Source organism: Mesorhizobium sp. M7A.F.Ca.CA.002.15.2.1 (genome assembly GCF_003998715.1).
Taxonomy (GTDB): domain Bacteria; phylum Pseudomonadota; class Alphaproteobacteria; order Rhizobiales; family Rhizobiaceae; genus Mesorhizobium; species Mesorhizobium ciceri.
Window position 1 is genome coordinate 1 of the sequence record NZ_RZPI01000150.1, and the last position, 9,539, is coordinate 9,539.

Annotated in this window: 8 protein-coding genes and 1 pseudogene; 1 reads left to right on the forward strand and 8 read right to left on the reverse strand. The window is 62.3% G+C overall.

Annotation, left to right across the window (positions count from 1 at the left end):
* The 8 genes and pseudogenes from ENZ74_RS11370 to ENZ74_RS11410 form a co-directional block, all read right to left on the reverse strand.
* A pseudogene (locus tag ENZ74_RS11370) lies at nt 1–999 on the reverse strand (hypothetical protein); the annotation flags it as partial.
* Nucleotides 996–2,030, reverse strand: coding sequence for a Gfo/Idh/MocA family oxidoreductase (locus ENZ74_RS11375; RefSeq protein WP_063167522.1), 1,035 nt, complete (start codon nt 2,028–2,030; stop codon nt 996–998). The pseudogene ENZ74_RS11370 and the gene ENZ74_RS11375, both read right to left, overlap by 4 nt.
* Nucleotides 2,031–2,032: 2 nt before the next feature.
* On the reverse strand, nt 2,033–3,097 hold the full coding sequence (locus tag ENZ74_RS11380) for an ABC transporter permease (protein WP_032809713.1): 1,065 nt from the start codon (nt 3,095–3,097) through the stop codon (nt 2,033–2,035).
* Nucleotides 3,090–4,646: a sugar ABC transporter ATP-binding protein gene (locus ENZ74_RS11385; RefSeq protein ID WP_027163942.1), complete on the reverse strand. Its 1,557-nt coding sequence runs from the start codon at nt 4,644–4,646 to the stop codon at nt 3,090–3,092. Before ENZ74_RS11385 ends, ENZ74_RS11380 begins: the two co-directional genes overlap by 8 nt.
* Nucleotides 4,643–5,287: a DUF2291 family protein gene (locus tag ENZ74_RS11390; protein ID WP_027163941.1), complete on the reverse strand. Its 645-nt coding sequence runs from the start codon at nt 5,285–5,287 to the stop codon at nt 4,643–4,645. Before ENZ74_RS11390 ends, ENZ74_RS11385 begins: the two co-directional genes overlap by 4 nt.
* Before the next feature lie 93 nt (nt 5,288–5,380).
* On the reverse strand, nt 5,381–6,322 hold the full coding sequence (locus tag ENZ74_RS11395; RefSeq protein WP_024502459.1) for a D-ribose ABC transporter substrate-binding protein: 942 nt from the start codon (nt 6,320–6,322) through the stop codon (nt 5,381–5,383).
* 317 nt (nt 6,323–6,639) lie between these two features.
* On the reverse strand, nt 6,640–7,467 hold the full coding sequence (locus ENZ74_RS11400; RefSeq protein ID WP_063167523.1) for a phosphogluconate dehydrogenase C-terminal domain-containing protein: 828 nt from the start codon (nt 7,465–7,467) through the stop codon (nt 6,640–6,642).
* A 303-nt stretch (nt 7,468–7,770) separates the two neighbouring features.
* On the reverse strand, nt 7,771–8,445 hold the full coding sequence (locus tag ENZ74_RS11410) for a GntR family transcriptional regulator (protein WP_013533053.1): 675 nt from the start codon (nt 8,443–8,445) through the stop codon (nt 7,771–7,773).
* Between the two features lie 220 nt (nt 8,446–8,665).
* Between ENZ74_RS11410 and ENZ74_RS11415 the strand changes: the two genes are divergently transcribed.
* The coding region (locus tag ENZ74_RS11415; protein WP_127312780.1) for a sugar ABC transporter substrate-binding protein at nt 8,666–9,539 on the forward strand (874 nt) is incomplete at its 3' end.

The following is a 9,539-nucleotide window of genomic DNA, read 5'->3' on the forward strand; positions in this document are numbered from 1 at the left end:
CAACTCGGCGTCAAGATCACCAGCGCAGGCAACGACGCATTCGAGGGTGGTTTCGGCTGCGTAGGCAGTTGCGAGCCGGGCGAAAGCGCGCAAGGCATCGAGCCCGTGGCCGCGCGTCGGATCGTGGTGAAACAGCAGCTGTTGTGGGCCGAGTGCCGCCAGCGTGGAGAGGTTCGCCAGCGCCGTCTCGACATCCTCGGGATAGATGACCACGCCGACATCGGGCAGCCTTGCTCCCGCCTCGCCGAGTTCGACCCTGACCGGTTCGCTGGCCACTGCGGCAGCCGGCGCTTTGCCTTCACCTGCGATGCGCAGGCTGATCGTCTGGCTCAGGGGCTGGCCGGCAGGCAGCACATACGGCCACGGCAGCACCAGCGGCCGCACATAGGTCTTGTAGGAGGCGTCCGACCAGTTGCGCTGGTCCTCCATTTCGAAAGTATCGCCTTCCATCCGGCACTCAGCGATGACACCAGGCCGAACCTGATGGGAGATGGCGCGGATATCCTTGAAAGGCTGCCAGGGGTCGATCAGCTGGGGAAGTTTCGTCGCCACCACGCTGCCGTCTGTGTGCTCGACCATGACCGGGCTACCGGCGAGGTCGGCGATCGGGTGCAGGATACAGAAGCCGCAGCGGTTGGTTTCGAAATCGTTTTCGGGAAGGGCGCTGACGTCGAAGACCAGACGGCCGTCGGCAGAGCCTTTGATGGTGGCGCGGAAGCCGAGCCGGTTTCCATCGGGGGCCAGGCAGCTTGCCGAATAGCTGACCGAAAAAGCGTCGGCACCCTGCTCGATCACCAGGTCCGTCAAATTTGGCTCATAGGTGCCCCAGTCGCGGTCACGCACGATATAGGCGATGGCGCGCAGCACTTCGGTGCCGCCATGGCGGATGGTGCGCAGATTGCCGTTGACGAAGTCGGCGCTGAGCGAGCCTGCGCTGAGCCTGACCGGCTCGGCCTCGACCACGCGCGTGCCGTAGAGCAGGAAAGTGCCGGCGGTCATTTCGGCAAGGCGTCGAGTTGCACCGGTTGCCGGCTCGCGGCCCCAGCATAGGCGGCCTCGACCAGCGCGAATGTCCTAAGATTGTCGGCGCCCGAGGTCGCCGGCTCGGTCCCCTTTGCCAGGCAGTCGACCCAGTGCTGCTGGATGGCTACGACGCTTTCCTGGATGTTGTGCCAGGGCCGCGACGCCCAGGCCAGCAGCGGCGGCGAGACGTCGGTGACGGCCGTGCCGCTCTTGCCGGTGACGGTCAGCCGGTATCCCTGCGCCAGCCGGATCGTGCCGTCGCTGCCATCGATCTCGATCAGCGTTTCGGGAAACGGCTCGGTGGCGAGCTTGGTCGCGTAGCTGCAGTCGACCACGGAGGTTGCGCCGCTCTTGTGGTCCATCAGCATGGTCGCCACATCCTCGCCCGCAATGGCGGGATTGATGCGGGCGATTCGTGTCGTGATGGTCGAGACGTCGCCGAGCAGGAAACGGGCGATATCGAGGATATGGATACCGAGGTCCTCGATGATGAAGCGCTTTCCCGTCGCCAGATAGGGCTGACCGGAAAACACGTCATAGGCCGAGCGGAAGGAGATACGCCCGAAGAAGGGCGTGCCGATCTCGCCGCTATCGAGCACGGTCCGCACCGCCTGGATAGGTGACTGCCAGCGAAAATTCTCATGCACCATCAGCGGAACGCCGGCTTCCGCGCATGCCTTGACCATCGCCTTTGCGTCGGCAAGCGTCGGCGCGAACGGCTTTTGGCAGATCACCGGAACGCGGTGGGCGGCCGCCATTTCGACAAGCGGACGATGGCTGGGCGCGGTGGTGGCGATATCGACGAAGTCCAGGCTTTCGCCGGCAAATAGTTCCGCCGCATCGGTATAGCGCTTCGCAATGCCGAACTGGTCACCGACGATCCGCAACCGTTCCGGGTCACGGTCGCAGATGGCGATGATCGAGGCGCCCGCTATGTCGCGCCAGGCATGCATCTGGTTGACGGCAAAGAAGCCGCAGCCGATCAGCGCTCCCCGCAGTTCCGCCATGCTCAGCCTGCCTTTGCCATCTGCATCAAGGTGACACGTTGCTGAAGCCGGCGCTGTGCCTGGTCGACGACGACGGCGACGATGATGACGAGGCCCTTGATCACCATCTGCCAGAACGAACTCACGCCCATCATCACCAACCCGTCCGAAAGAATGCCGATGACGAAGGCGCCGACGATGGTGCCGCCGATCGTGCCGCGGCCGCCCGACATCGAGGTGCCGCCGAGCACTGCCGCCGCAATGGCGTTGAGCTCGAAGCTTTCGCCCGTCGCCGGATGCGAGGCCATCAGCTCGGACGAGATGATCAGGCCGACGATCGCCGCGCAGAAACCGGAGAACATATAGACGAACATCTTGACCATGTTGACCCGGACGCCCGAAATCCGCGACGCCCGTTCATTGCCGCCGACGGCGAAGATATGGCGACCGAGTGGCGTGTACTTGGCGAGATAGGCGGCTCCCAGTGCAACGACGATGAGGATCCAGATCGCCACCGGCAGGCCAAGCAGCCGACCGGCCCCGAGGAAGCCGAAGCCGGTGGTGCCAAGCTCCGGCTTGCCGACGAGGTTGGGAAAGGTGCGGCCATCCGACGACAGCAGCGCCAGGCCGCGCGCGACATAGAGCACGCCGAGCGTGGCGATGAACGGCGCGACGTTTAGCCTGGTGATCAGCAAGCCGTTGACGGCGCCGATCAATATGCCGACGGCAAGCGTGATCAGCGCGATCTCAAAGACGTTGAAATAGATGGTGTAGCCGATCTGCAGGTCGATGCCGTTGAGCACGAGATACCCGGCCACCATACCGCACAGGCCGACGATCGAACCGACCGAAAGGTCGATGCCGCCGGTGATAATGACGAAGGTCATGCCCATCGCCAGGAACGCATTCAGCGCCACGTGCTTCGACATCAGGATCAGATTGGCGGTCGACAGGAAATTAGGCGCCGCGATCGAAAAGAAGATCAAGACGGCGATGAGCGCGATGAAGGTTCTCGCCTTCATCAGCGTCAGCAGCAGCGAGCCGCTCGAGACGGAGGGGACAGCCGCCTTGGCCGGGATGTCAGTCATGGGCGGTTTTCTCCGTGTGCGGGGTCGGCCCGTGGCCAAGTGCCGAGGCGGAGACAAGGGCTGCCTCCGTCGCCTCGGAGCGATCGAACATGCCCGTCAGTTTTCCGTTGCTCATCACCGCAATGCGGTCTGACAGCGCCATCACCTCATCGAGATCCGAGGTGGCGAAGAGAATGCCCAATCCATCGCGCGACAGTTTGCGCATGGTGCGGAAGACGTCGGCCTTGGCGCCGACATCGATGCCTCGGCTGGGCTCGTCCATCAGCAGCACCTTGGGCCCGGTGAGCAGCGCCTTGCCGATCACCACCTTCTGCTGGTTGCCGCCCGACAGCGACGACACCTCTTGCGCCGGGTCGGCGACCCTGATCGCCAACTCCCGCACCACCTGCGTCACCGCCTGCCTTTCGTCAGCGCCACGGATGTGGAACAGGCGGGCAAAGCGCGACAGGCTGGCCAGCGTCAAATTGCTGGCGACCGAAAGGATCGAGACAAGCCCTTCGCGCTGGCGATCCTCGGGGATCAGCGCCAGCCCGCGCCGGATGCGCCGCGTCGTATCGCGCTCCTTGACCTTTCTACCGCCAATGAAGATGTCGCCGGTCGAATGGCCGTGGCGGCCCATGATGCAGTCGAACAGTTCGCTGCGCCCGGCGCCCATCAAGCCGTATATGCCGAGGATCTCGCCGGCACGCAGCGACAACGACACATGGTCGACGGCAAGTCCGCCGGTGGCACGAGGCAGGCAGATCTCCTCGGCACGAAAAATCTCTTCGCCCGGAAGATGGCCGTCGGCCTTGGCGAAGTCCTTGGCGTCGGAGCCGATCATCTGGCGAACGATCCACTGCGTGTCGACGTTCTTCATCTCTTCCTGGCCGGTGATGCGGCCGTCACGCAGCACGGTGATGTAGTCGCCGATGCGGATCAGCTCTTCGAGCCGGTGCGAAATGTAGACGATCGCCACGCCGCGCGCCTTGAGGTCGGCGATCACCTTGAACAGGATCTCGACTTCCGCAGCACTCAGCGCCGAGGTCGGCTCGTCCATGATCAGGATGCGTGCATCGAGCGAAACCGCCTTGGCGATCTCGACCAGCTGCTGCTGGCCGATGCGCAGATCCTCGACCAGCATGTCGGGCCGGATGCCGGCCTGTAGGCGTTCCAGAAATTCCGCAGCGCGGTTTTCCTGTTGCGCGTGGTCGATTTTGCCGAAGCGGTTGGTGATTTCTCGGGTGGCGAAAATATTCTCGGCGACGCTCATATTGCCGAACAGGTTCAGCTCCTGGAACACCATGCCGATGCCACGGTTCACCGCGTCACCGGATGACGAGAAGGAAACCTCTTCGCCTTCCAGCAGGATGCGGCCGGCGGTCGGCCGTTCGACACCGGCGATGATCTTCATCAGCGTCGACTTGCCGGCGCCGTTCTCGCCGACCAGCACGTTGACCGCGCCCTTGCGCACCTCGAAATTGGCGCGCTTGACCGCAACGGTGCCGGAATAGACCTTGGAGACGTCCTCGAGCTTCAGAATGATTTCGCGCTCCGCGATCGCGCTCATGGCTTCGGCCCGATCTCTGCCTCCGCCGGCGTCACCAGCGGCAGGTCCTGGCCGCTCCCCAGCGTATAGGCGCCGAGCACCTTGGCACTGCGGCCTTCCAGCGCCTCGCGCGGCAGCTTGGAAAGCACCGTCTTGTCGGCATAAGCGTTGAAAGCCTTGCCGAACTGGGCGAAGTCGATCTGGTTGGTGAAGTCGTTGAACTGGATGAAGTCCAGGCTGTCGCGCAGCGCGGTACCGCGCACCGCCGGTCCGATCTGCACCCGTGCATCGGCTTTGCCGTCGCCGTCGACATCGACGTCGACCGTTGCCGCACGCGACTGTGTGTTGGCCGCGATAATCTTGCCTTCCAGCCGAACCGCGAAAGTCCAAGGCGAATTCGCCTGCTTGTTCGGATTGCCGTATTTGGCGCCGGCAGCCGCTGGGTCGGTTGTCGCCAGTGTGTGAACCTGCGCAAACGGTCCGGCTTTCTGCTGGAGATAGGGCACGACCTTTGCCGCCCATATCTCTTCGACCATCTTGTCTGGATTGAAGGTGGCAGCGTTGTTGCCGTCGTCCGATTTCGTCGGCAGGATCTTGCAGGCGGTCAGGCTGATGCCGACCATCACGGTAAGGATCGGCCAGTTCGGCTTGGTGTTCAGCATGGCGGCCTGTCGTTCAGCATCGTGGGCGGCCCACGGAAAATGGCGGCGAGGGGCGATCCTGGGTTCGCCCCTCGCTATTCAAATCACGCTGGCTCAGTTCGTCAGCGCGAAGGTCTCCAGCTTGGCGGCATTGTCGCCATTGACCAGAACGCAGTCCATCAATTGCTTTTCCTTGGCCGGCGACTTCTTGTTCTTGATGAAGTCGTTGGCCTGCTCGACCGCCATCTGCGCCTGCGCGAAGGCGGGCTGCAGCACCGTTGCCTTGATGCCGCCCGAGGTGATGGAGTCGCGAACATCGTTCGATCCGTCGAAGCCGACGACGATGACATCCTTGCGGTTCGCCGCGGCAAGTGCCGCATAGGCGCCCATCGCCATCGTATCGTTGCCGGAGATCACGCCCTTGATGTCGGGGTTGGCCTGCAGGATCGATTCCATCTTGGAATAGGCTTCCGTCTGGCTCCAGTTGGCCGACTGCTGGGCGACCATCTTCAGGTCCGGATAGTCGTCGATGACGTCGTGATAACCCTTGGAACGAATGCCGGCATTGGTGTCGGATTCCTTGCCGACCAGCTCGACGAAATTGCCCTTCTCGCCCATCAGCTTGACGAATTCCTGCGCGCCGAGCTGGGCGCCCTGGTAGTTATTGGAGACGATCTGCGCGACGGCGACGCCGGTGGCGTTGATCTCGCGGTCGATCAGGAAGGACGGAATGCCTGCGTCCTTGGCCTTCTGTACCGCGGCGACGGTGGCGTCGGCGCCGGCATTGTCGAGGATGATCGCCTTGGCGCCGCGGCCGATCGCGGTGTCGATCAGCTCGGACTGCTTGTTGGCGTCGTCGTCATGGACCAGCACCAGCGCCTCGTAGCCGAGTTCCTTGGCCTTGGCTTCGGCGCCGACGGCTTCCGCCTTGAAGAACGGATTGTCGTGCGAGGGCGTGATGATGGCAATGAGATCCGCCGCATAGGCGGGCACGGCCGTGCCAAGCGCCAGCATGCCGGCGAAAGCCGCAAGCGTCATTCTGCGTGTAAGTTTCATGAAGTCCTCCCGTTTGAAAAATTGCCTTGGTTACCGAAAGCATCTGTCGGCATCCGAATTCGTCAGGCGGCGCGGGCGGCGGATCGCTTCGGGGCTAAAGAGCCGTTTGCCGGCTTCCCTCCACGGATCGTTGCTCCCCAGCCATCCTCCACTCGCCCACCGTACTCCTGCCAAAACCCTGTCGATCCGAGCCATGAACAGCTAAGCCAACTGGTATGATGAGTCAACCACGAATTCAGGTGATATGTACCTGATGAGCTACGATGCCGAGCGTCGGCAACGGTACGGCGACGTCGCGGCGGCAGCGCCTCTCCTCTTCAGGTGATACGCTGAATGCTGGCGGCGATCTCTTCCGGCTCGAACACGCGCTTCCAGTCGTCCCGCATCAGCACCGGCTTGCCGAACTCGATCGCCTTGTTGCAGGCATCCGAGAAAACGCCCTTGGTCTCGCCGAAAATGACGGCGCCCAGCACGTTCATATGGCCGAGCAGGAAGTCGAGCGCCGCCTGCTGGTCGACGCCGCGTGCCACGACCTCGTCGACGGCTTCCTTCATGACCACCAGCAGCGAGGCGCACACCGTCTCCGAAAGCCCGGGTTCCAGCAGCGCCATCTGTTCGACGCTGACGCGGTGCGAACGCATGACCGGCGCCCAGATGATCTTCGCGATCGCCTCGCCCTTGGCGTAATCCTCTTCCGGCCCCTGCATCAAGGCGCTGACCATATGCTGCTTGGCCTTGACGCCGCCGAAATAGTCCTTCTTTGCCGCCATATCTGTTTCGTCGTTGAAGATCGGCGGATGGCAGGGGTGGGTGACGAAATAGGTGAGGTCCGGTCGATTCGGCAGGTGGCCGGCGAAGGGTGCCGCCGCGTCGAGCACCACCACCATGGTGCCCGGCGCCAGCTTGCTCTCGATGCTGGTCGCCACCTTGCCGATATGCGTGTCGGGAACGGCCAGGATCACCACATCGGCGCCCTTGAGCGCTTCGTCGGCGCTGACAGTATCGAAACCCAGCCCGGTCTTCAGCCGTTCGCGGCCGGCATCGCTGACCTCGACATGGCGTATTGTGTAGGGCGACCCGCGAAAATTGGTCGACAGGCGGTAGCCCATTTTCCCACCGGCACCGAACAGCGCAATCGTTGTCATTTGGTCACTACTCCTGATCTCAGCGGACGGTATCGCCCGTCGTCAACTGATCAACTGGTATAATCACGCTACCACATTTTGGCAATCCGATAATGACAATGAGGATGCGGGTCATGTGCTTCGCCGCGTCATCGGCTGCCGCCCTCGCAAGCTCAAGCACGAGAACCATGGATGACGCGCTCGGGATATGATCTCTAGATCACCAGAAGAAGCCCGCGCTTGCCCGCTGAGTGCGCATGAGCGCTGCTCTGCCATCCCCAGAAATAGGAGGCATGTGATAGGGGTCGGAGGTCGGGCCGGGCGCTACTTCAAAAGATCGACCAGCATGTCGAAAGCCGCATCGATATCGCCGCGAACCGCCGCCTGAACTGCCTGCTCGTCCCGGTCGCGCAGGGCCGCAAACATCTGTTGATGGTATGTGTTCGCGGTCGAGTAGGATCCATGCAGCATATTGAAATAGGGGCTGATCTGCAGCCATAGATCCTTGATGATCTTGAGCAGGGTTTCGGATCCCGCTGCTCGGTAGATTGCGAAGTGGAAGGTATAATTCGCCCTGAGATAGGCCTTTACGTCGTCCGCGCCATTCGCGCGTTCCAGTGAGTCCAGATCGCGCGCGAAAATCGCAAGATCCGCATCACTGCGGTTCTGTGAGGCCCAGCCGGCGGCGATGGCCTCTATCTCAAAACGTACATTTCGCAAATCGGTGAGCCGCTCGCGGCTGAGCGCCGGAATACCAATGGAGCGCCCGGATACTACCGTCAGCGCGTTGGCTGCCGTCAGGCGCCGCAGCGCTTCCCTGACCGGCATCGGACTGACGCCAAAGGCGTCGGCGAGGCTCTGAACCGTGACCATCTCGCCCGGCACGATGCTGCCGTCGAGAATCAGTTCGGTGACCTGGTTGTAGACCCGGTCCTGCAGAGTTTCCTTGGACAGTGGAATGATCTCGACACCAGGCTTCCTGAACGCCGATCCAGCCATCTCCGGTCAACCTTCCCGCCCATGGGCGACACTATTGCTTGTGCCGGAATGCAAGGTTCGTGGTGCCACGTCAAGCGGCCGACATAGCCCGTTTTGATATAAACGATTTCATCATTGATATTTGATCAAATCATGATACGGTCGCTGGCATCGAATGACAAGGGTTTACGTTTTGTGCCCTTGGGAGGCATTTGGTCGTTCTGTTTGGGAGGAGTTCCACATGGGTATCGGATCGAAAGTCCGGCGGCTCGCGCTGCTGGCCGGCATGGCTGCGTGCGCCTTCGGCCTGTCCGCCGCGCAGGCCGCCGAGAAGCACAAGATCTTTCTCAGCATGAGCTACATCGGCAATGATTGGCAGGCGGAGGCGGCCAATATGGTCAAGGCCATGGCCGCTCATAAGAGCCTGGCCGACAAGGTCGACCTGCAGGTCCAGGTCGCTGGCCCCAACGCGCAACGCCAGATTCAGCAGATCAACGCAATGGTGCAAAGCGGCGCCGAAGCCATTGTCGTGTATCCGATCTCGCCGACCGCGCTCAACCAGGTCGTCAAGAATGCCTGCGACAAGGGCGTGAAGGTCTTTGCGTACGACGCCGAGATCACCGAGCCTTGTGCCTACAACGTCCACATAGACCAGCTGGAAGCGGGCAGGGTGACCGCCGAATGGCTGGTCAAGAAGCTCAATGGCAAGGGCAACATCATCGCCATCACGGGCGTCCCGGGAACATCCGTTGACGATCAGCGGACAAAGGCCGCCAAGGAAGTCTTCGCCAAGTATCCTGATATCAAGATCGTCGGCGAGGCTGTCGGCATGTGGAGCCAGGCGGTCGCCCGCACCGAACTTTCGAAAATCCTGGCCACCCGCAATTGGGACGACATCAACGGACTGTGGATGCAGGTCGGCTGCTTCACCGCCAACTCGATGCAGCTCGAGGCTGGCAAGAAGACCAGCGAACTCCTGCCTTGCGCCGGCGAAGGTTCCAATGGCGGCCGCATCCAGATGCTGCCGGAGGGCACCGAAGTCGAAGGTGCCGCTCCTCCTTATGCACCGGCGGGCGCACAACGCATTTCCTATGCCTCGCCGCCTTATTCGGGTG